Annotated in this window: 20 protein-coding genes and 4 pseudogenes; 17 read left to right on the top strand and 7 right to left on the bottom strand. The window is 58.0% G+C overall.

The genetic code is table 11. The features are described from left to right. Nucleotides 1–611 precede the first annotated feature (611 nt). The 11 genes from EGH23_RS25120 (at nucleotide 612) to EGH23_RS25070 (ending at nucleotide 7,171) form a co-directional block, all read left to right on the top strand. Nucleotides 612–908, top strand: coding sequence for a hypothetical protein (locus EGH23_RS25120; protein ID WP_220582725.1), 297 nt, complete (start codon nucleotides 612–614; stop codon nucleotides 906–908). 178 nt (nucleotides 909–1,086) lie between these two features. Next, nucleotides 1,087–1,326, top strand: coding sequence for an SHOCT domain-containing protein (locus EGH23_RS25115; protein ID WP_236035659.1), 240 nt, complete (start codon nucleotides 1,087–1,089; stop codon nucleotides 1,324–1,326). A gap of 525 nt (nucleotides 1,327–1,851) precedes the next feature. Next, the gene (locus tag EGH23_RS25110) at nucleotides 1,852–2,271 is read left to right on the top strand and encodes a DUF302 domain-containing protein (RefSeq protein WP_220582723.1); all 420 of its coding nucleotides are present in this window, start codon (nucleotides 1,852–1,854) and stop codon (nucleotides 2,269–2,271) included. A 2-nt stretch (nucleotides 2,272–2,273) separates the two neighbouring features. Continuing rightward, nucleotides 2,274–2,627, top strand: coding sequence for an SHOCT domain-containing protein (locus EGH23_RS25105; RefSeq protein WP_220582722.1), 354 nt, complete (start codon nucleotides 2,274–2,276; stop codon nucleotides 2,625–2,627). Between the two features lie 176 nt (nucleotides 2,628–2,803). Next, nucleotides 2,804–3,106, top strand: a complete 303-nt coding sequence (locus EGH23_RS25100; RefSeq protein WP_425433280.1) for a thioredoxin family protein — start codon at nucleotides 2,804–2,806, stop codon at nucleotides 3,104–3,106. Between the two features lie 31 nt (nucleotides 3,107–3,137). Then, nucleotides 3,138–3,866 carry a plastocyanin/azurin family copper-binding protein gene (locus EGH23_RS25095; protein WP_220582720.1) on the top strand — a complete coding sequence of 243 codons (729 nt, stop codon included), beginning with the start codon at nucleotides 3,138–3,140 and terminating at the stop codon, nucleotides 3,864–3,866. Between the two features lie 217 nt (nucleotides 3,867–4,083). Further along, nucleotides 4,084–4,389 (top strand): hypothetical protein, encoded by a 306-nt coding sequence (locus EGH23_RS25090; RefSeq protein WP_220582719.1) that lies wholly within the window; start codon nucleotides 4,084–4,086, stop codon nucleotides 4,387–4,389. 345 nt (nucleotides 4,390–4,734) lie between these two features. Next, the gene (locus EGH23_RS25085; RefSeq protein WP_220582718.1) at nucleotides 4,735–4,956 is read left to right on the top strand and encodes a hypothetical protein; all 222 of its coding nucleotides are present in this window, start codon (nucleotides 4,735–4,737) and stop codon (nucleotides 4,954–4,956) included. A 126-nt stretch (nucleotides 4,957–5,082) separates the two neighbouring features. Beyond that, nucleotides 5,083–5,451, top strand: coding sequence for an SHOCT domain-containing protein (locus tag EGH23_RS25080; RefSeq protein WP_220582717.1), 369 nt, complete (start codon nucleotides 5,083–5,085; stop codon nucleotides 5,449–5,451). 9 nt (nucleotides 5,452–5,460) lie between these two features. Then, the gene (locus tag EGH23_RS25075) at nucleotides 5,461–6,009 is read left to right on the top strand and encodes a hypothetical protein (RefSeq protein WP_220582716.1); all 549 of its coding nucleotides are present in this window, start codon (nucleotides 5,461–5,463) and stop codon (nucleotides 6,007–6,009) included. Nucleotides 6,010–6,208: 199 nt separating this feature from the next. Continuing rightward, nucleotides 6,209–7,171, top strand: coding sequence for a cation diffusion facilitator family transporter (locus EGH23_RS25070; protein WP_220582715.1), 963 nt, complete (start codon nucleotides 6,209–6,211; stop codon nucleotides 7,169–7,171). A gap of 89 nt (nucleotides 7,172–7,260) precedes the next feature. Here the strand turns inward: EGH23_RS25070 and phaC are convergent, their stop codons facing one another. From phaC to EGH23_RS27445, 6 genes and pseudogenes are all read right to left on the bottom strand, one after another. Beyond that, nucleotides 7,261–8,586 (bottom strand): class III poly(R)-hydroxyalkanoic acid synthase subunit PhaC, encoded by a 1,326-nt coding sequence (phaC, locus tag EGH23_RS25065; protein ID WP_220582714.1) that lies wholly within the window; start codon nucleotides 8,584–8,586, stop codon nucleotides 7,261–7,263. 26 nt (nucleotides 8,587–8,612) lie between these two features. Next, nucleotides 8,613–9,251 carry a MaoC/PaaZ C-terminal domain-containing protein gene (locus EGH23_RS25060; protein WP_236045085.1) on the bottom strand — a complete coding sequence of 213 codons (639 nt, stop codon included), beginning with the start codon at nucleotides 9,249–9,251 and terminating at the stop codon, nucleotides 8,613–8,615. Nucleotides 9,252–9,341: 90 nt separating this feature from the next. After that, nucleotides 9,342–9,681, bottom strand: a pseudogene (locus tag EGH23_RS26710) (hypothetical protein); the annotation flags it as partial. A 17-nt stretch (nucleotides 9,682–9,698) separates the two neighbouring features. Continuing rightward, nucleotides 9,699–9,875 (bottom strand): annotated as a pseudogene (locus tag EGH23_RS27545) (DUF7522 family protein); the annotation flags it as partial. A gap of 152 nt (nucleotides 9,876–10,027) precedes the next feature. Continuing rightward, nucleotides 10,028–11,104 (bottom strand): sensor histidine kinase, encoded by a 1,077-nt coding sequence (locus EGH23_RS25055; protein WP_220582713.1) that lies wholly within the window; start codon nucleotides 11,102–11,104, stop codon nucleotides 10,028–10,030. A gap of 21 nt (nucleotides 11,105–11,125) precedes the next feature. Continuing rightward, nucleotides 11,126–11,764: pseudogene (locus EGH23_RS27445) on the bottom strand (DUF7504 family protein). Nucleotides 11,765–11,904: 140 nt separating this feature from the next. Between EGH23_RS27445 and EGH23_RS25045 the strand changes: the two are divergent. Then, nucleotides 11,905–15,438, top strand: a complete 3,534-nt coding sequence (locus EGH23_RS25045; protein ID WP_425433279.1) for a PAS domain S-box protein — start codon at nucleotides 11,905–11,907, stop codon at nucleotides 15,436–15,438. 47 nt (nucleotides 15,439–15,485) lie between these two features. On the opposite strand, the gene EGH23_RS25040 is transcribed toward EGH23_RS25045, so the two are convergent. Next, a complete protein-coding gene (locus EGH23_RS25040) occupies nucleotides 15,486–16,055 on the bottom strand; it encodes a response regulator (RefSeq protein WP_220582711.1) in 570 nt (189 codons plus the stop codon). Nucleotides 16,056–16,319: 264 nt separating this feature from the next. Between EGH23_RS25040 and EGH23_RS25035 the strand changes: the two genes are divergently transcribed. The 5 genes and pseudogenes from EGH23_RS25035 to EGH23_RS25020 all read left to right on the top strand — a co-directional run. After that, nucleotides 16,320–18,320, top strand: coding sequence for a PAS domain S-box protein (locus tag EGH23_RS25035; RefSeq protein WP_220582710.1), 2,001 nt, complete (start codon nucleotides 16,320–16,322; stop codon nucleotides 18,318–18,320). Between the two features lie 126 nt (nucleotides 18,321–18,446). Then, entirely contained in the window at nucleotides 18,447–19,544 is a 1,098-nt protein-coding gene (locus EGH23_RS25030) for an LEA/WHy family protein (RefSeq protein ID WP_220582709.1), read from the top strand. A gap of 151 nt (nucleotides 19,545–19,695) precedes the next feature. Beyond that, entirely contained in the window at nucleotides 19,696–19,932 is a 237-nt protein-coding gene (locus tag EGH23_RS26695) for a DUF7123 family protein (RefSeq protein ID WP_328767101.1), read from the top strand. 153 nt (nucleotides 19,933–20,085) lie between these two features. Further along, nucleotides 20,086–20,520, top strand: coding sequence for a hypothetical protein (locus EGH23_RS25025; RefSeq protein ID WP_220582708.1), 435 nt, complete (start codon nucleotides 20,086–20,088; stop codon nucleotides 20,518–20,520). A 60-nt stretch (nucleotides 20,521–20,580) separates the two neighbouring features. Then, nucleotides 20,581–21,224 (top strand): annotated as a pseudogene (locus tag EGH23_RS25020) (IS630 family transposase); the annotation flags it as partial.

Here is a 21,224-nt window from a genome sequence, read left to right as displayed (position 1 = left end):
TGAAATCATACTCCGGGGCCACCTCCCGGAGCGCATCCACTCGACACGTATCGAGTATGACGAGCGCGTCCCAGTCTCGTTCATAGACGTTGGTCCCGATAGGATATCGGGACAGGACAGACATTGCTGCGCCCACGTACTGGTAATATGCACGCTTGAGTAGGGATGTCACAGGACTAGCTCTCACAGACTAGCAGTATCGTTATTCACTTCGTGTGTCCTTCTGAAAGGCACTAACGCCGAGATTTTTTCCACCAAACCACATTCGAATTAGTAAAACCGTGTCAGATGGCCTAAAAAGAGATTGGTAGTAATTAGCGCCTCTACGTGGAGTTTGGTTTCGCAGACGTAGATAGTCAGTCGTTCCTGAACGCCTTTCACGCTGTCATTCCGCTGGAAGAGTTTCGTCGTGCCACTACCGCTGGCTCTGAACCGTTCCACGACATTGACCGATGGCTACGATTGCCTGACGAATTTAGCTGGGATGGACGGTCTTGTTCCTGAGAAACGATTAGATGGCGCTATACACGTTCTTGGACGTTCTCCTGCGTGGGTTCACACCCATCGCGATAACCCTCGAGCGGTCCTACGACTAACTGAGGCGAAAGACAATGACCAACTACACCATCGGTCGCTGGCTGCTTGTGGCGCTTGCGATTGTCGGACTCGCGTTCGCCGCCCCCGTGGTCAGCGCACATGACAACGACACGACCGCAGACGACGCGCCCACTGACAACGCTACCGCTGATGACTGGGCGGCCTGGATGGAAGGCCACATGACCGAGCACATGGGCCCCGGTGCCACCGAGTGGATGGAATCGCACATGGGTGTGACCGTCGACGAGATGGCCCAGGACATGGCTGACGACGACTACAACGGCGGAATGTACGGGCAGGGCCACTGCTGATAGACCCTGACCGTTTCGATCGCTTCGACCGAACACCGCGACTACCCAATACACGACAATGACGCAACTCACCACTAACCTCGGACGCACTGCTCGTCGACTAACCATATTCGCCGTCCCGCTGCTAGTCGCAACGACTGGAACGGCTGCCGCAATGGGCGGAGGCTACGGCGGCGGTATGACGGGTGGCGGCTGGGGCGGTATGGGCGGACTCGGCGGCTTCGGGATGCTCGGCGGCGGGATGTTCCTCTGGCCGCTCCTCCTGATCGGACTCATCCTGCTCTTCGTGTACGGGACTAACCGCGAGGAACCGTCCTCTGGGCAGGATACTGCACTCGCCGAACTCCGCGAGCGATACGCACGGGGTGAACTCTCGGACGAAGAGTACGAGTCCCGACGACGCTCGCTCACACAGTGAGTCCGTCCACCCCCCACGTGCTGTTCCGTGTCTTCCACGCGGATTCGTCTCGCCGGCGTGCATTCGCGGGAGGACAGGACAACGAGAGAGTATTCTTAAATGACGGAGCGATTTGCTGGGTCAGCAAACGGACTTGGCCGGTTATGTCTCCAGCAACCGTCCAAAGTATTGTGAAGAAAAGGAGCGGACACACAAATGGAGAATAAGCAGCTGAGCTAACCTGACGACAAGGTCTCTCCAACTCCGTCGGGGACGAATCAAGCAATCTGAACAAAACTCGACATACGTCGGCTCCAGTCACGTACTGACTCGAAACGCGTGTCACGACAAAACCGACCACCACCACAATGAACGACTCGCAACACACAGGCCGAATCGACTCACGAAAACAGCGCAGACAGGCTACCGAACGCCAACGACTCCATGCATTCACCGCCTCAGATGCGTCTGGCGGCGCTGGATTGACCGAAGAGGAAGCAACGAAGCTCATCACGGGCTTGGAAAGTAAAAACACCCAATAGACCGATGACGTATACCATTACCACAACGATTGATGCACCGTTCGACGATGTCGTAACCGCAGTCACGACCGCACTAGAGGACGAAGGATTCGGACTCCTGTGTGACATCAACGTCAAGACGACCCTGAAGGAAAAGCTCGATGTCGACGTCGACCAATACCGAATTCTCGGGGCGTGTAATCCTCCACTCGCCCACGAGGGGCTCGCCGAAGAGCCAGAATTGGGGGCCCTGCTCCCGTGTAACGTCATCGTCTACGAAACAGATGGCGGTGACGTCGTCGTGAGCGCCGTCGACCCCCAGCAACTGGTCGGCATCACGGAGAATCCTGATCTCGACGAGATCGCGGGCGAGGTGCACGAACGATTCGAGCGCGTCATCGCAACGGTCTCAGACGAGTTGGGAACGGTCTCCGGGGTTGAGTAATCATGTCTTCATCGAATCAACTCGACACCACGACCATCGTCCTGCTCATCCTCGGGGCAATCATCGTCCTCCCCTTGCTCACGATGGGGATGGGATTCGGCGGGACGATGGGCTACGGTGGAATGATGGGCGGATACGGGACGACCAGCGGCTGGTGGCCACTCGTTGGGATGCTTGTCCCGCTGGTCTTTCTCCTCATCCTCCTCGGCGGGGGCTACCTCGTCTTCCGACGAGCGAATGAAAGCCAGACGTCTCGAAACCCCGCGATAGAGGAGCTGCGTATGGCATACGCTCGTGGTGATCTCACCGAGGAAGAGTTCGAATCCCGCCACGACAAACTCGAACGGTCGGAGTAAAACCAACGAGTACACACCACGATGCGGATACCACAAGCCCGTGTACTCGATTTCGTTCGTCAGGCTACGTCCTATCACACCTGTGTGAGCGTGTCTTCGAATCGAAGAAATGGGCCTTTCTCAGCTTACGATTCTGAGTAGTAATGTGGTTAAATTACAAGACCATAGTTTACAATGTGACTGAATTAATCCTCTTCACCCAAGAGACGTGCGGAGCATGCGCAACACAGCGGGAGAAAAACGACGGGCTCGAGGACAAGTATCCGGACGTGGAGTTCCGGGAGGTTGACATCCAGACGGATCTCGAAACGGCCGAGGAATACGGTGTCCGAAAGACGCCAACGACGCTCGTCTACGCGAACGGAGAACAGACCGCCGAGTTCATCGGGATCGTCGACCGGAACGACCTCGAATCAGCTATCGAGCGCGCGACCCAGCAGTCATCTGGACTCGCCCAGCGCCTCGGCGATTTCGTGTGAAAATAACAACCAACAGACCGATTCAAACCACATGACGACCTATAATCGACGTCAGTTCCTGGGAGTACTCGGTGCCGGCGCAGTCGCCGGTGCGGGGATCTCTCAGCCAGCGAGCGCACAGGAGACGCCCGTCGTGAAGATGGGCAACAACTACTTCGACCCGATCGGGCTCCACGTCGAACCCGGCACGACCGTCCGCTTCGAGATAGCAGCCGGAGCCCACTCGGCGACGGCCTACCCGGACCGCGTTCCCGCCGACGGCACCGCCTTCGACAGCGGGACCATCTCGCAGGGGAGCTTCGAGCACACATTCGAGTCGCCCGGCACGTACGACTATTACTGCATCCCGCACAAGACGGTCGGCATGGTCGGTCGGATCGTCGTCGACAGCCCCGGTGGTCCGGCCGAAGAGAGCTCGATCCCCGACGGCGAGGTTCCCGATAGCGAGACGATCGTCCAGAACGGCGCCGTGGCCATCGGCTCGGACGTCGACGGAAGCGGGAGCACCGATGGCGGCATGATGGGTGGCTCGAGGGGCGGGTGGGGCGGCGTCCCGTTCGTCGGCGGGGCACTCGGAATGCTGGGGTTGGTGGGCGGACTCCTCTACTGGGCACTTAGTGGAGGTGATGCACCGCCAGAGAGTGACGATTCCGCAATGGAAACCCTCCAACGCCGTTACGCACGAGGCGAAATCGACGAAGGGGAGTTCCAACGGCGCCGTGAACGGTTGGAGACTGGGGGAGACGACACCTCTCAGTAAGGCACAGTGTTGGTTCACCAACGTCCAACTGAACAGTTGCCTCTACTCGACGACGATTGCTTACCCAATTACTTTGATAGCTGATACCGTAGAATATGCTCCAGGTAGGACAGCCATTTCCTGACCACGAATAATGAACAGTACTGATTGCCCAGACACCACAGTTTGAGGTGCGAGGTTGACCGATAAACCACGTAATACGATGAGGAAAAACACAATGACACAGATCGTTATCCGCTTCGCGGTCGCCGTCGCGGTCGCAACGACGCTCACTTCGGGTATGATTGGAGCCGTAGCAGGCGCGGAGCATCAGAGTGAGGATACAGAGAACATCGAGGTTTGCCACGTTCCTGCGGGAAACCCCAGCAATTCGCAGCTGATTACAGTTTCCGAGCAGGGATGGGAGAACGGCCACGCGAACCACGGAGATGATATCCGCATGGACGAGCATCCCTCGCATCATCCAGACCACCAGCATAGCGCGGAAACGATGTGTGAGCACCACGGGGAGCACGTCGCATAGGTACCTCGCTTTGCGAGAAACCGAGTGCCAGATTCCGAGGACAGCGATTTATGCCGATAGCCACCGTACGTTCTACGAACTATGGTTCGGTGCTACATCTGTGGCTCGGAATGCGCTAGCGACGACGAGGTGTTCGTCTGCGAGCACTGCGGGATCTCCTGCCACCGGCACTGTATGGAGGAATACGACACCGAAGTCTGCCCGAAGTGTGTCGGCGAACCGATGATCGGTGCGATCGAGTTCTAGTCGCTCCGTCTCACGCTTACACCGCGGACAGCCCGGAGTCGAAGTATATGGATGTTCGACTGGCGAAATACGTTTTTGGCTCGTGCCCGTAGCACAGGTATGTCTACGACCGTCGAACTCCCCGACGCCGACGAGACCTGTGCGTACTGCGGGTCACGTATTTTCAATCACGACCCAATCTGTGTGCGCGACTGTACCGACGACTGCGGGTCGCCGACGTACTTCTGCAACTACGCGTGTCTCTCGACCTACGTGGACGAACACAACTTGACGACTGGCAACGCGTGCAAGTGGTCGCCCGACGAGCCCGACTGCTGCTGAGTGGACTCACTTCAATCAAGACACAGGGCGACGTATTGGCGGTCACCTAACCCAGGAACCACCAACGGAGCAGTACTGGCCGTCCAACTTTATCGGTGCAGCCGACGAAGTCCGTAGTGGTTAACTATGTCGACAGAGCGCACGTCCGACGGCCTGCTCCGCATCGTCCTGATCGTCCTCGCGGTAATCGTCCTGTTTCCGATGTTGATGATGGTCTTCGCCGCTCCAATGATGGGGATGATGGGCTGGTGGTGGGGCGGCGGCACGGCCGGGGGCCTCTCGCCACTGTGGGGCATCGGGATGATGCTCGTCTGGCTCGTCGTCCTCGTCGGCATCGGCTACCTCCTCTATCGCGGCCTCGTCGGTGGTGTTGGGTCGTCGCTAACCGGTGATAGAGCACTCGAGGAACTCCGAGTAGCGTACGCTCGCGGCGATCTCTCTGATGAGGAGTTTGAGGAACGGCGTGCGAAACTCACCCGCGAGGAGTCGCAGTAGTCTACAATCATGTCCCCGACAGTACAGCGACGCGAGTTTCTCACTGCGCTCGGAGCCGGCATCGCAGGTCTCGCGGGCTGCGTCGGCAATCTCCCGGGAAGCAGCGGCGGGGTCGATCGAACGATCTACGTCGGCGCGTATCACTGGGGCTTCATCATCGTCGACGAGTCCGGCGAGGAACAGGACCGCATCAGCCTGCAACGGAACGATGTTCTCCGTGTCGTATCGTTCAACACGCTCGCGAATCAGGCCGTCCAATCCCTCCCAGCGTCGATTCGAGACGCTCTCCCCGGCCACGAGGCCCTCGAAGAACGAAACGCGGATCGCATCCCGGCCCCGGCCGACGGCGACTTCCACGAGCTACTCGAAGAAGCGAACGAGCAGTACCCAGACCACAGTCTCGCGATCATGCCCTCCGGACAGGTTCACATGGGCGGCGGAATGATGATGCACCCGGTTGCACTTCCGCAAAATGCCACCAGACCCATCGTTCGACAGTTAGGGGCGACGCAACGGGGCGATTACACGCTGAGTTGCCTGACCTACTGTGGCTATTGACACCCCTACATGGAAATCGACGGGGGCATCGTCATCAGATGATGGGACAAACAACCTTACCACGAAACACACTTCCCGGAACGGAGAATGCAGCCGTGGTTGCTAATTTTGTGCCAATAATATGCTAGATATTGTGGACAGATGGCCGGGTAGCTGATACGGTGTTTAATAAACCTCGTTCGAGTACGACCTGTCACGAATGACCGACGAGAGTGGCGTCGCCCATCGGGACCACGGGGACGAAGCCCATGGACACTCGCATGATCACGATCCTGGCCACGGGCACGGGGGGTCGGCCAGCAGTCGAAAGCTGGCACTCGTCTCCGTCATCAACATCGTCGGCTTCGTCGTTGAACTCGCTGGGGGACTCCTCTTCGGCTCTGTTGCGCTTATCAGCGACGCCGTCCACATGCTATTCGACGCGCTGGCGTACGTGATGGCGTTTACCGCCTCCTACGTCGCGGATAGATACGAGGGGTCAGAGTGGTGGTCGTACGGGCTCCACCGGCTCGAACCGCTGGCTGCCTTCCTCAACGGCGTCTTGCTCATCCCAATGGTCGGGTACATCCTCTGGGAGTCCTATCAGCGGTTCCTGACCCCGATCGAGATCGGGACTGTCCCGACGATCGTGATTGCAATTGGTGGGTTAGCAGTGAACGTCGGCAGCGTCTTCATCCTCCAGGGTGGGGAGATGAGTCTCAACGAGAAAGGTGCGTTCTATCACCTCCTCGGCGACGCCGGCGGGTCGATCGCCGTCATCGTCTCCGTGGCTGTGGTCGAAGTCACCGGAATCACTGTTATCGATCCGATCGCTGCTGCGCTTATCGCTGGCATCGTCCTGTGGTCTGCCGGAAAGGTTCTGCGTGGCAGCGGCGCTATCTTCTTCATGAAGACACCGTTCCAGCCCGAGCACGTCCGGGAGGATATCGAAGCCGTCGACGGTGTCGACCACATTGATGACTGGCACGCGTGGCAGATCTGTAGTCAGATCACGGTCGCGACGGCACACGTCGAAACGTCGGTTGAGACGATGAGCGAGGCCGACACAGTTACCCAGCAGATTCATCACGTCCTTGAGGATCACGGGGTCGATCACGCCACCATCGAATTGAGCCCGGCATACGGCGACCGTCGAACCTATCTTAACTCCCACGCCCACTGATACAAGTTGAACACTCCAGAAGGCGAATTCACGTCCGTCTATTGCTCGCAGTTCCCTCTCAACTGATTGGTTATCAACAATCCACGGCTTTAGTCGGTCGTCATTTGTCTCGCTTGCTCGATCCAAGAGGCAACCCGTGACTCGCTCAGCCCGAGCCGAATGGCGAGAGAAGTAGCTTCTTCACCAGCGAGTTGCGTCACCGACGTAATCCCCGCGTCGTGGAGACGCTCCTCATACGTCGGACCGATCCCGTCGAGCGTCTGCAGCGACCGATTCTGGTCAGTCTCCGCTTCAGCTTCACCCTGGTCGACCGTGGCCGACTCCTCCTCCTGTGCTACCGACCGCTCACGGAACCACGTCGCGACACGAGGCCACAGTTCCGCGTGGGCCTTCCCCGAAACGGCCATTCCGACGTGGCCGGTCGGAAACTCGTAGATGTCGGTGTCCGTACTCGGGATACCCTCGGTGAAGGGCTTGCTCGCCTCCGGCGGGATGAGGTGGTCGAACGAGCCAATAATCTGTAACACCGGCATCGTGAGGTTCCCGATGTCGACGGGGTCGCCGTCCAGGACGAGCTCATTCCGGTAGAGTGCGTTCTTCTGGTAAATCTCCTCAATGAACTGTGGATAGGCCTCGCCCGCGACATCGACCCCGTCACGCACCCAGCGTTCCATCCTACCAAAGTTCTCGACGGCCGTCTTGTCGTCGAGGTTGTCGAACAGGATGGTGTACTTCCCGAGGTAGTTATCGATGGGATTCATCTGGGCGAACCCAGTCGCGAGAAATTCCGCTGGGACATTCCCGTAGGTGTCGGTGATCACTCCCGGGTCGAAGTACTCCTCGCTCCCCCACTGTTCTAGGACGCCACCCGTATCGTCGAAACACAATCCCGTCGCCATGAGGCCGAGATTACGGACCTTCTCCGGGTGAAGCGTCGCGTACATCGTACTCAGTGTCCCACCCATGCAGTAGCCGAGCACGTTGATTTCGTCCGTTCCGATTCGCTCACGGACGACGTCGACGCAGTTGTCGAGGTACCGATTCACGTAGTCGCCCAACGTCAACGACGCGTCGAGCCGAGACGGTTCACCCCAGTCGATGAGGTAGATGTCGAAGCCGTCTTCGAGGAATCGGTGAACGACGCTCTTGTCGGGCTGGAGGTCGAGGATGTAGGGACGGTTGATCAGCGCGTAGACGACGAGGAGGGGCGTGTTGTGCGGGTCGTCTGTGAGTGACTCGTAGTGGAGGAGATCGAGTTTGTTCTCGGAGTAGATGACCTCACTTGGAGTCTGCCCGACCTCGACGGAGGCGAGATCTTCAATCCGATCCGGAAGAAGACGAATCATCTCGGCAGCGTCCGCTCCCTGGGTGAGCATTTTGCGTTGGATCTCCAGTGGGGCTGTGAACGGGTTCATGGTCTTAATCTAGCTGTACGGACGAGTCACTCCGGGAGAGGGTCGATCAGCACCGTTGCCGTCCCGTCGAGGACAATTTCGTCAGCGTCGTTTTCGATGCGCGTCGTGAGTCGATACCGGTCGCCTTCGAGTTCGTCGACGATCTTGCATCGAGCCGTCAGTGATTCGCCGATGTCGACCGGGCGTCGGAACTCGAGATTCTGCGAGATGTAGATCGTGAGCCCGGGGAAACACGCGAGGGCGGCGCTGATGAGTCCGGAGACGAGTGTCCCGTGGACGATCCGGTGGCCAAATCGCGTCTTCTCAGCGAACGCGTCGTTGAGGTGGAGGGCGTTCGTGTCGCTGGTCGCTTCGGCGAATTTTCGGACGTCGTCGTCCGTAATTTCCTTCGAGAAACTGACGCTGTCGCCCTCCTGAAGCGACGTGAGATCTGCGATATCGATGTCGAATTCACCTTTCGCACGGCCGTATGTCAGACGAGGGATGATAGCACCGCCTGTCTCGATGAGATGGGGGTGCGGCGTCTCGACGTACTTCTCGGGAGCGCTATCGAACAACGCTTGGCAGTCGTTCGAGCAGAAGTGGAACGACTCACCGTCGTACTCGGTTGTCGCTTCGGCAGATTCGGGTGGGATTTCCATCCCACACACGGGGTCAACTGGCATGGGTACGTTGAATTGATGGCTCGTTCACGGACGGGGTCGGGGTCGGAATCGTTCAGTCGGTCTGCTAGAGAATAACGTGGTCATTCAGTATCAACGTACGTGTCGCTCGCAGCGCCAACCGAGAGTAACTGTAGAAGGCAATTGCTTCCCGATATGGTCAACCTCGTTGAGAGCTTCAGTCGCCACGTCTCCAAGGTTCCCCTGCCTCAATGTGGGAATAGCGCTCGCGAACCATCTCCTCCGAGTTGTCGAGATATCGAGTTGCGATCGTGTAGCCGAACGCTCTGACGAGGACCTCTCCCATGCCTCGTCGACCGGCTTGAGGAGCAAGGTAGTCGTGTTTCGGGTGGGCGATATCGATTTCTGCGGCATCCGAAAGTCGATGTAGAATTTACTGAGCGCAGTCCGTCGTGATCGAAGGCCGGTGGATCCCCATTCTCGTTCAGGAACTAATTGAATCACAAATGCGTTCTCGAAATAATGGACTGTCGCTCGTGCCGATCCAAGTGGGCCAGCCTCCGTGCCGACAGCCCACACTCGGTTGTGAACCGCACGGGCCTCTTCGACGAGATCGTCGAACTGGCCACCGCTGTATTCGGACTGTAGGTCTTCACGCAGATACACCAGCTCTTACTCAGTCTCGCCGTATTCGACGACGCTCCGGAGGCTGTCTCCAGCTCGGTCTCGGCAGTAGGCTGTGAGTCGCTGGGTAGCTTCGTCTGACATACTCACACATCGTGGTTCCCCCGTCGTAAATCTGGAGGGAGAGTCGATTCCTACTCGCGCTCCTCGGACTCGGAGTATGTCCCGGCCGCCGCTCCATCGATGGTGGGGGTGCGTGGTGGTTCATCCGCGAACTCGAACCGGGCACCTCCGGTATCGCTCTCGGTGACCGAAATATTCCACCCGTGTCCGTTCGCGATTCGGTGAACGATCGTGAGCCCGAATCCGGTGCCCTCTGCGGCGGTCGAATAGCCGGATTCGAAGACTGCGTCCCGCTCCTCAGGTGGAATCCCGGCCCCATCATCTTCAACGTAGAAGCCCGTTGAGAGCGCTCCAACAGTCACGGTGACCCCATTACCGCCGTGGTCGACCGCGTTGCGAAACAGGTTCTCGAACAGTTCGCAGAGTCGTGAGCCATCAGCACTGATCGAGGTATTCGTCGATTCAACCGATAGGGTGGCATCGTCTGTTTCGACAGCGTCCCACGCTCGGCGGGCGACGTGGGCGAGCGCCACTGACTCGGTCGCGGCGACGGATTGGCCTTGCTTGGCCAGTTCGAGCAGGTCATCGATGAGTTCATCCATCCGATCGAATGCATTTTCGGCTTCAGCCAGATGCTCGTTGCCAGTTTCTTTGGCAGCCATCTCCACGCGACCCTGAGCGATATTCAATGGGTTCCGGAGGTCGTGGGAGACAACGCTCGCGAATTGTTCGAGCTGTTCGTTTTGCCGCTCTAATTCGCGTTCGCGGGCAAGCTGATCGCTGATATTCCGGACTATTTCGTAGAGACAGAACGTCCCATCCAGTTCAACGGCTTGAGCGTGGATTTCGACCGGAATGCGTTCGCCGTCACTGGTCACGAGGTAGACCTGCGAGTCGTCGGGAAGGCTGCTGAACTTGAGACTTTCTTCTTCGACTGTCTGTTCGAAACGGGCACGGTATTGATCAGCCTTCTCTGGGGGATGGACGTCAGTCACCGGCGACCCGACGAGGTCCTCGACCGGTCGCTCGAGGAGGTCAGCAGCACGGGAGTTGGCCTCGAGAATTCGCCCCTGTTCCATATCCACGAGGAAGATCGCGTCCGGAGCAGCATCGATGAGCGTCGAGTACTTTTGACGCGCGTGTTCCATATTTGGCCTCCGGGAGGCAGCCTACCGGTGTGTAATGGATCGGTTGCCGTCCGCATCGAGTTCGATGGTCGCGTCGAACAACTGCACGAGCGTGTTGCGCGTCTGCTCGTCGTGAGCAGTCGGATCCATATGGTAGTGCGCAACGGCGTCCGAAGAATCGATCCGGCCAGTCAGGACGTGGAGAAACCGAAAGACACGCTGGAGGTCGGCATACTGCAGGAGTGGGGTCAGCGAGTGGAAGCACACGACTGTTTGGTTACCGTTCTCGCTTCACTCGGAGAGGTAGTTCGTCAGGCTGATCCCGAGGCCGGTCAGGTCGGCGGGGTCGGACACCGCGTCGATCGCAATCCGGCCGGGCGTTTGCGACGGCGAGATCCGTGACGTGCTCGTTGACCGTGTTTGTTCCCCGACAGAAATAATGCCGGCCTGTGCTGGAAGGGCTTCGCCGACGTGGGTTTCCCAGAGTTCGAGGCGGTCTTGTGCCGTTTGTGTGACGGTGACCGAGAGGACGTTTTCGTGAGCGATGTCCCGAATCGTCAGCAGGTCGATGCAGGCTTCGTCTTCGGATTCCGACAGCGCCGGCGCAAGCAATAGGACGTTCGAAGCGTCCCCATCGCCCCTACGAAAGAGAGTACCGACGTCGGTACCTGTAACAGACATGATCATGCAGAGGCATAGCACACAAATAAGCGTGGTGAAGGGCTAAACAGCGCTCACAGCGTTGGTGCCTCGAGTTGGGCGAGTCACGGCCAAGGACGCTTTTTATATTCCTCCCGTGTCAGTAAGTCTGTATACCACGAATGCCACCCACACGGGATGTCCTCGCCATCTCTCCTGGCGGACACACTACCGACCCCGAACTCCGGGAGCGTCTCGGTGACCGACCTGACTGGGCTGTACGGACTGCTACGGCGGAGGCTGATATCTGGTCGGTTTGGACTGAGAATGCGATTGACTGTACTGTCGTCGACTGTTCAGCACCGGATTCCGAGCGCGGGTTGGACGCGATAACAACGGTTCACGACCGATATCCACTGCTCCCGATGCTCGCGTACTCGACGACGACGGATGGGACGGTCGCGATTGAGGCGACGCAGCGCGGGGCCACGGAATACGTCTCCGGCGAGCATCTCGATGCGACTGCCGAGACGCTGACAGACAGGCTTGCGGCGGTGTGTAACCGAGAAGACACGGCGACGGTCCATCCGCGTGCGACGGTCAGGCAACTCGAAGCGCTAGTTGACCATCCAGCGTCATTTGCGGGAATTCTTGATCCGGATGGAATCATCCGATTTGCGAACGCGCCGTCGCTCGAATTCATTAATGCCGATGCAGACGCGATCGAAGGAAGACCGTTCTGGGACACACCGTGGTGGAGCCATTCAGAATCGTTACAAGAGCGTCTTCGTGACAGTATCGAGCGGGCAGCAGCAGGTGAGTCGGTGAGTATGCAGGCCGACCACTACAGTCCTGATGGTGACCAGCGGATCGTCCAACTCGGTCTCGAGCCGGTACGCGATGAAACGGGGACAGTAGTCGCAATCGCGGCGGAGGGCCAAGACGTCACCGAACGCGAGCAGCTCACGACGGAACTGCGGGAGAACCAGACTGCTCTCGAACGACTGTATCGCGTCTCGTCGGATACCGAGCGGTCGCTTGAGGAGAAATTCCAGCAACTGCTCGAACTCGGATGTGAACGGCTCAACCTCGATATCGGATTTCTGTCCACTATCGACATCGACGGTGATGAGTTCAAAATTGTCGAGGCCCGGGGGGCTCATGAGCAGATTCAATCCGGCGCGAGAAGCCCGCTGTCGGAGACGTACTGTCGGCGAGCGATCGAGGCTGATGGCTTGTTAGGTGTTCAAGATGCCAAGTCCGAGGGGTGGGTCGGTGATCCAGCCTACGAACGGTTCGACTTGGGCTGTTATCTGGGCGGAAAGATCATCGTCGACGGCGACCTCTATGGGACGCTCTGTTTCGCCGATCAGGAGACGCGGAAAATTTCGTTCTCACCGGCCGAACGAACGCTCGTCGAACTGATCACGGAGTGGGTGAGTCACGAACTCGAACACCGTGAATACGAGCGCGAACTCGAAGCCGCGCAGGAACGCCTCGAAGAAACCCTCGAACGAATCGACGATGCGTTCTTTTCCGTCGACGCAGCGGGCGAGTTCACGTATATCAATAGCCGGGCGGAGGGATTGCTCGAGCGATCCGCTAAGGAACTTATTGGAAACAATATCTGGGAGGAGTTCGCCGAAGTGACCGAGTTGCCCTTCTTCGACGAGTATCAGCGAGCGATAGAGACCCAAGAGCCAGTCACGTTTGAGGCAGAATACGAACCCTTGGATGTCTGGTTTGAGGTTAATGCCTATCCGTCTGAAGACGGCCTCTCGGTGTTTTTCCGCGACGTCACTGAACGCAGGGAACGCGAGCGGATCCTGAACGAGCTGCTGGAGACGAGTCGCGATCTGATGCAGGCCAGCACACGCGACGAGATCGCGGACATCGTGGTTCAGGCAGCCGAGGAAGTGCTCGGAGAGAAGATTACACTCGTCCGGATGTATGACCCCGATGAGGAAGCTTTGGTACCAGTTGCGTCGACCGATACTGTGGACGAGCAGATGGAGGAGCGGCCACTCTATGAATCCGGTGAGGGACCGGTTGGTCGGGTCTTTGACCGTATGGAACCCGAGATATATGCCGAGGCTGCTGCCATAGATGACGATCGAGATCGGTCACCAGTCCAGTCGGTGATGTATCTCCCGATCGATGACCACGGGATACTCAGCATTGGGGCCCTGGAGCGGGACGCCTTCGATACGACGGATCAACAATACGCGGAGCTGCTGGCGGCGACTGCTGGGGCGGCGCTAAGCCGGAGTGAACGCCAACGCGATCTCCGGAAATATGAGGCCATCCTCGAGACGGTTCAGGAGATGGTCTACGTGCTCGATAGAGAGGGGAACTTCACGCTGGTCTCCGAGCCGCTGGCTGACTGGTTAGGCTACTCTGTCGACGAACTAATCGGCCGTCCTGTATCGTTTGTTCTCACCGACGATGCCGTCGCTGAAGGACGACAGCTGCTCGAAGAACTTCGGTCGAGGCCCAATGAAACCAGCCGGGAGTACGAGGCCGAGGGAATTACCAGAACGGGTGACCGTGTGCCTGTCGAGATCGAACTGACGCCGTTCCCGGAGGACAGCGAGTTCATCGGCTCGGTCGGCGCCGTCCGCGACCTGCGCGACCTTGTCTCAGCCCGAGAAGACGTCGTCGAAGAGCGGGACCGGTTTTCATATCTCTTCGAAAATCTCCCTGATCCTATTGAGGAGGTTGAGTTCGAGGGGGAACGTGCTGTCATCCGGAACGTAAATCCGACGTTCGAACGGCTTTTCGACACCGACGCGGAGACACTTGTGGGTGAATCCCGGAAGACGCTCTTGGACAGTCCAGACCATCGCTATCCCGGTCCGGCGGATGTACAATACTCTGACGGGGGCAGCGACCTGATGGAATTCACGGCGAACACGCCGACCGGGCGGCGAAACTTCCTCTTCCGGCAAATCAGCTATCAGACGGCCTCCGGGGAACGTGGATTTGGCATCTATACAGACATCACCCGATTGAAGCGCCGTGAACGCCACTTACAAGTGCTACATCGTATCCTCCGGCACAATCTCCGGAACGACCTCAACATCGTTCACGGGTTTGCCGATCAACTCGTCACCGAACTCGAGGAAACAGAAACGCAAGCGTATGCTCGTCGGATTCGAGAGACGGCAGACAAACTGGTCAACCTCAGCAAGACCGCTCAGGAAATCGAACGAATCATCGATCGGGAAGTTACAACAGAATCGATTGACCCGGAATCGGTTGTGACGGATCTCATCGAGGAGTACCGAGAGGCGTATCCTGACGCTGAAATTGAGCTCCACCAGGTCGAAGCGGTGGGGGTATATGCCGATCGGCGGTTGCGAACTGCCCTTGAGCATCTCCTGGAAAACGCACTAGAATATACTGAAGACGTCACGCCTCACGTACAGATTTCTATCGCAACAGACGATAATGCTCCCGAATGGGTCAGGGTTGACATCGAGGACAACGGATCGGGGATCCCAGACCGGGAGTGGAACGTCATCGTCGGCGACCGAGAAATCACACAGCTTGAACACGGGACTGGACTGGGACTGTGGCTGGTCAAGTGGCTCGTCGACGCGTATGGGGGTGACCTCGACTACACGGAGAGTGACCTCGGCGGTAGTACCGTAACGATGTGGCTCAGAAAAGCTCCAGATAGCGTCGAGGGAGTCGACAGGGACAGGTCTGGATAACGTCGGTCTTTCTCGACTCGTCTCGGACGCGATAATCTCACTCCGAGTCACTGCGGGTCGGAGCGCTCTGAGAACGCGACAGTCAGTGTATCCGGGTCCATTTCCGAAATAGTCTGTCGTGATGTGTCGCGGATGTCATCCAACCTGGAGGTTAGCTCCGCATACTCCGTACTCGAGTCTCGGTCTTCAGACGCTGTTTCGGCTTCGAGCGTGGCCTTCTTCTGGGCGAGTGCGAAGGCTTCGCGCTGCTGGTCGTCGTACTCAGCGAGCAACAGGAGTTGGTCGATCGCCTCCTGGAGTTGGTCGCGTTCGATCGGTTTGCGGAGGTATGCGTCGAAGGGCATCTCTGCGATCTCGAAATCGGGCGTGACGGCCGAGACCATCGCCACGGGGCAGTTATAGCCACGTTCGCGGATTTCGGTGAGAACTTCGTCGCCCGACAGCCCTGGCATCCGGCGGTCCAACAGCATCGCATCGACGTCTGCATCGATTATGTCCAACGCCTCTTCGCCTGAGTATGCTGTGCGAACGCCGTACTCATCACCTAACCAGAGAGCGTACAGATCTGCGAGTCCCTCCTCGTCTTCGACAAGGAGTACTGTGGGAGCGGGAGACATTGGGGTCTTCTTAATCCGAATTGTTGGTTGTACGGAATCATAAGGATGGTGGCGCCAACCCACAGCGACACCCAGACCGGGGGAGTGGGGCCGACTTCGGTCGGAGCTGTGTCTGACGGAAGCGTTTAGACCATGCGGGTGGAAGATATAGCGCAGCTACCCCGCGCTCGGCCCTCCATTCGGACTACGCTGTGACGGTCTCACACGGAGATACTGCTGTTTCGCAACCATTTTCCGCTTGTTGACGATATTTCTGGTATTCCGATGCAGGGTGCCAGCAGGGTACAGCCGCTGAAACAGTGGTCTCTCACACTCCTTGGACTGCTGTTTCTCAGTGCTGCTGGCGGCCATATTCTCATCGGTGATGACCGATCATTAGTCGATACCATCGAGGTGGGCCTCCCGATTCTGATTGCGATCGGACTCGTCCTCGGTGGCATCTGGCTCAAACGAACGCATTCACCTCAGCGGACGTTCCAGATGACCAAATGGACGTTCGGTGGAGCACTCGTCGGCCATGCCATCAATCTCTGGTTGCTGTTCATCATCTCTCTCGGACACACGCCTGCTGGTGAGCCCGTTCCCCTGAATTTGAACGGGGCAGCAGTGTTCATGGCCGCTGGCGCTATTCTCGGATACTATTACACGGGACTCGAAGCCCGAGAACGTGCCCTCGAACAGTCCGATGCACGATTTCATGCGCTCACCGAAAACGCAGCATTCGGGGTCGTCACGATAGACGACTCGAGTACGATTCGGTACGCGAACGACGCCGTCGAAGAGCTGTTCGGATACACTCCCGAGGACCTCGTAGGGGAGCCGCTGACTGTTCTGATGCCGAATTCCCTCGAAGACGGACATCGGGACGGGCTCGCTAGGTACCTCAAGGAAGGAGAACGCACCATCGACTGGGACGGGGTCGAGCTGACAGGCCAACACGCTACTGGCGATGAGTTCCCCGTGGAGATCAGCTTCGGCGAGTATGCCGTCGATGAAGAGCACCTGTTCACTGGTGTCGTTCGTGATATCTCTGAGCGGAAAGCCGCCGAAGCTCGGCTCCAGGCACACACCAACCGGATTACAGCCCTCCACCGGGTCGCAACCGATATTATGGAAGCCGAAACGACCGACGGTGTCTATCAACGGACGGTCGACGGCGCTCATGAAGTACTTCCGTGTGATGTCGCTCGCCTCGCCATCGCCGACGGAGACCAACTCGTGCCCGCCGCGAGTTCGGTCGATGAACAACTGGACGCCTGCGATCCAATTGATGCCACGACAGGATATGCAGGCCAGTGCTTCCAGTCCGGTGAACCGGTGGTGGTCGACGACCTGACGTTCACCCGATCAGCCACAACTGCCCAAGAGACGGCCCCTGATGCCGATTCGGATCCCGATGGCACATCTTCACCACATATCCGCGACGGTGGGACCACGACCGAATCAGACGCACCAACGTACCGATCCTTGCTCAGTGTCCCCCTCGATGACTTTGGAGTCCTCCAGCTGCTGGCCGTCGAAGCGGATGCATTCGACACCGACGAGAGTGATGTCGCCACGCTGCTGGCGTCCCACGCGAGTACAGCCCTCACTCGGGTCCGGGCGGAGGAGACGATTCGTCGCGAGCGTGACCGCCTTGACGAGTTCGCGAGTGTCCTCTCCCACGACCTCCGAAACCCGCTGAACGTCGCTCAGGGACGGTTAGAGCTGGCACAGCGGACAGGCGACGGCGGGGAACACTTGGATGCGATTGAGCATGCGCACGGTCGCATCGAACGACTCATCGATGACGTACTGACCCTCGCACGAGAGGGAGAGGCTGTCGGAGATACCGAGCCTGTCCATCTCGATTCACTCGCCCGGGAAGCCTGGGAGACCGTCAACACGGAGGAGGCAGGAGAACTCCATATCGACGCCCCTGGACGAGTTGATGCAGATCGGAGTCGACTGCTCCAGGTCTTCGAGAACCTGTATCGAAATGCGATCGAGCACGGGGGTGAGGGTGTCACCATCACTGTCGGGGCGCTGGAAAACGGCTTCTACATCGAAGACGATGGGCCGGGCATCCCGGCAGACGAGAGCGAGGAGGTCTTCGACAGTGGCTACACCACCAGTACCGACGGAACGGGATTTGGGCTCACGATCGTTCAGCGAATCGTCGAGGCGCACGGATGGCAGATTACCGTAACCGAGGGATCGGATGGCGGGGCACGCTTCGAGGTTCGTGCTGCTGTCAGCGCACCTTCTGCAGACCCCTCGGACTAACGGTTGCCTCCACCGGATGAGCACGTAGAGCGACCTCAAAAAGTACGTGCCGTGACGTGAGTGTGCAATCCGATTCCACCGAAGCGGTTCAGAAAACCTATATCGCTCGCTTAAGTGTCGGACGATATGGTTGATTTTCGTGCAGTGTTGTTCGGGACAAAACTGAAAGCCGGGCTCACGATTCTCGGTTTTCTCGTTATATCCGTCGGCGGTGCGTTTGCGGTTGGCATTCTCGGGACGCCCAGCGTCGTTGGTGTCGACAATCGATTTGGCACTGTCACCGACGAGACGACGACCATCGAGACGGATCTGATCGTGAATAATCCCAACCCAATCGGCGTTCAGCTCGGAGGGACGACGGTCAACTACACGGTTTCGATGAACGATATCTCGATGGCCAGCGGGTCGAAAGATGGGCTCGCCGTCACACGCGGGAACACGTCGTTGGACTTCACCACGCAGATGCAAAACACAAAGATCCCCGCGTGGTGGGTGAGTCACATCAGAAACGGCGAGCGGACCCAACTGGAGATCGATGCTCGCGTGCATTCGTCGCTGGTCGGGCAGTCTGCAACCATCCCCCACAGCCAGGAAATCAATACAGACATCATCAGCCAGTTCAACTCCACGGAGACCCGACCGGTAAATGCGAACCAACCGGTCGTGTCCGATCCGGTCCTCTATATCAACCGGACGAGTGCCTCGTGGGGCGAGACGGCAGAGGCTGAAACGCCGATCAATATGCAGTTCACGATGTACAACCCCAAGACGACGCCCTACACAGTCACCGAGATCGGCTACGACATCACGATGAACGACATCAGTGTCGGGGAGGGAACAACCGACGACCCACATGTCATCCCCGGACAGTCGCAGGAAACGATAACGGCGACAACGACGATCCAGAACGAGAAACTCGACGAGTGGTGGGTTTCACACCTCAAGAACGAGCAGATCACGCAACTTCAGATCGATTTCTACGCACGGATCGAACTTCCCACGGGGAATACGATTCGGGTTCCGCTCGACGGGTTGACCTACACGAAGGAGATCAAGACGGATATCTTCCAGTCGGGAGGGGACGAGGGTTCGACAGCAAACGGCAACTCGACGACCACAACCGCACCAGGTACAGCGACACCCACAGAGACGGACACCACGCCATCCGAGAACGAGACCACGACAACAGACGACGGAGGGCTACTCAACGTTCGGCAAACGTGAGCTCCTATTGTGGACACCACAGGACATGCTTTCAAAAACAGTCGAAAATGGGCTCATGAGTACCTCCGCAGAGAGACTTGATTTCCATCGTGTGGGTGTCTGACGTAGATTTTTGTCTCATTTGTCCATAGACAGATCTAGTGGTGTCCCTGTGACCGACACGCCCTCCTCGTCAGCCAGTAAACGAGCACACCTCAAACAGTATCTCCGCCAGCAGGTCAGCGACGGGAATCGGTATTTCAAGAGTAAATTCATTGCCGATGAGACTGAGCTGTCAGCGAAAGAAATCGGGGCACTCATGGCTCAACTCTGTGAATCTACGACCGACCTCCGGATCGAGAAGTGGTCCTACACGAGTGCCACGACGTGGCGGGTCGATCCCGCCTGACACAGTTGGACGTTTCCACACCACACTAAGACGTAGCCCAGATGTGGCGTTCGTAGTCGGTCAGAACTTCCGAACCTGATCGTCGAGCGACGCTCCACACGCCCAGCAGTCTCCTGTCGCCCCGGCATTTGCGGTGCCACAGGCCGAACAGACGTGAAGGAGGCCATCCACATCCATTCGCACTTCGGCAGTGCCACAGTCCGGGCAGGGGCCAGCGTGTCAAAAGCTCCCTACGTTTATGAATCCGTGACGGAAATGCCCGATATGGCTCATCGGAGTCCAGAGGACCAGATAGCCCATGACAACGGTATATTGGCAGAGGCCCGCGAACTCGACCGGAACGGGTGGGACGTGAAAGCCGACCACATTTCGGGGCACGGGTTCGGAACGCCGCCGAAAATCAATGGCCACCGGCCCGACGTGTATGCCACGAAACGCGGCGGCACGCGGATCGTCGAAATCGAGACGGATCCAGATGACGATCATGACCAGCATACCGCCTTCAGGCGGAGTGCCGGCCAGACGGGAGCGAATTTCTACGACTGGATCGTCGACAAGGGCGAGAACCGACGCACCAAATTCGAGTGATTCTCACCACCTCTATAGTAATCGTTAGAACTTTCCGCCCGTAGTGCGTTGAGTGATGCAATGGACCATCTTGACGAGATCTCCGTCAAGGAACTTCAAGACGCTCTCGACAATGTGGACGGAAACAAGCCGACACAACGGTTGTTAGCGGCAATCGCGTACAAAAATGGTGTCACGCAAACCGAACTTGCTGCGTGGCACGACACCGGTCGAAGAACGATCTATAGCTGGCTCAAGCGACTCGACACCGACGAGTCGCTTGAGCAGGCTGTAACTGATGATAAGAAAACTGGTAGAAAGAGAAAATTATCAGATTCAGAGCAACAAGAGTTCCAAAAGACTGTTCACGAACCGCCCGAAAAAGCTGGGATTGACGCGCCGGCGTGGACGCCGGCGCTCGCTCAAGACTATCTCGAAGAAACGTACGGTATCACGTATTCAATCCCGAGTTGTCGGCGGTTGCTGAAAGAAGCGGGATTGAGCTATCAAAAACCACGCCGGAAAGCCGCCGAAGCCGACGAAGACGAGCAAGAGGAGTTCCACGACACTCTCAAAAAAAGCGGCGGGAGATGGACGTCACCGTAGTCTGTATCGATCAAACCAAGAAATCCGTGCAAGTCGAGCCGCGTGCCGCGTGGTTTCCACGCGGCACGCGACCCTCCGTCGAACTTTCTGGCCAACGTGACTGGACGTGTCTGCTAGGC

The organism is Haloarcula nitratireducens (assembly GCF_019599505.1).
Note: the sequence above shows the minus strand (reverse complement) of the source record. Positions and strands in the feature narration are given on the sequence as shown.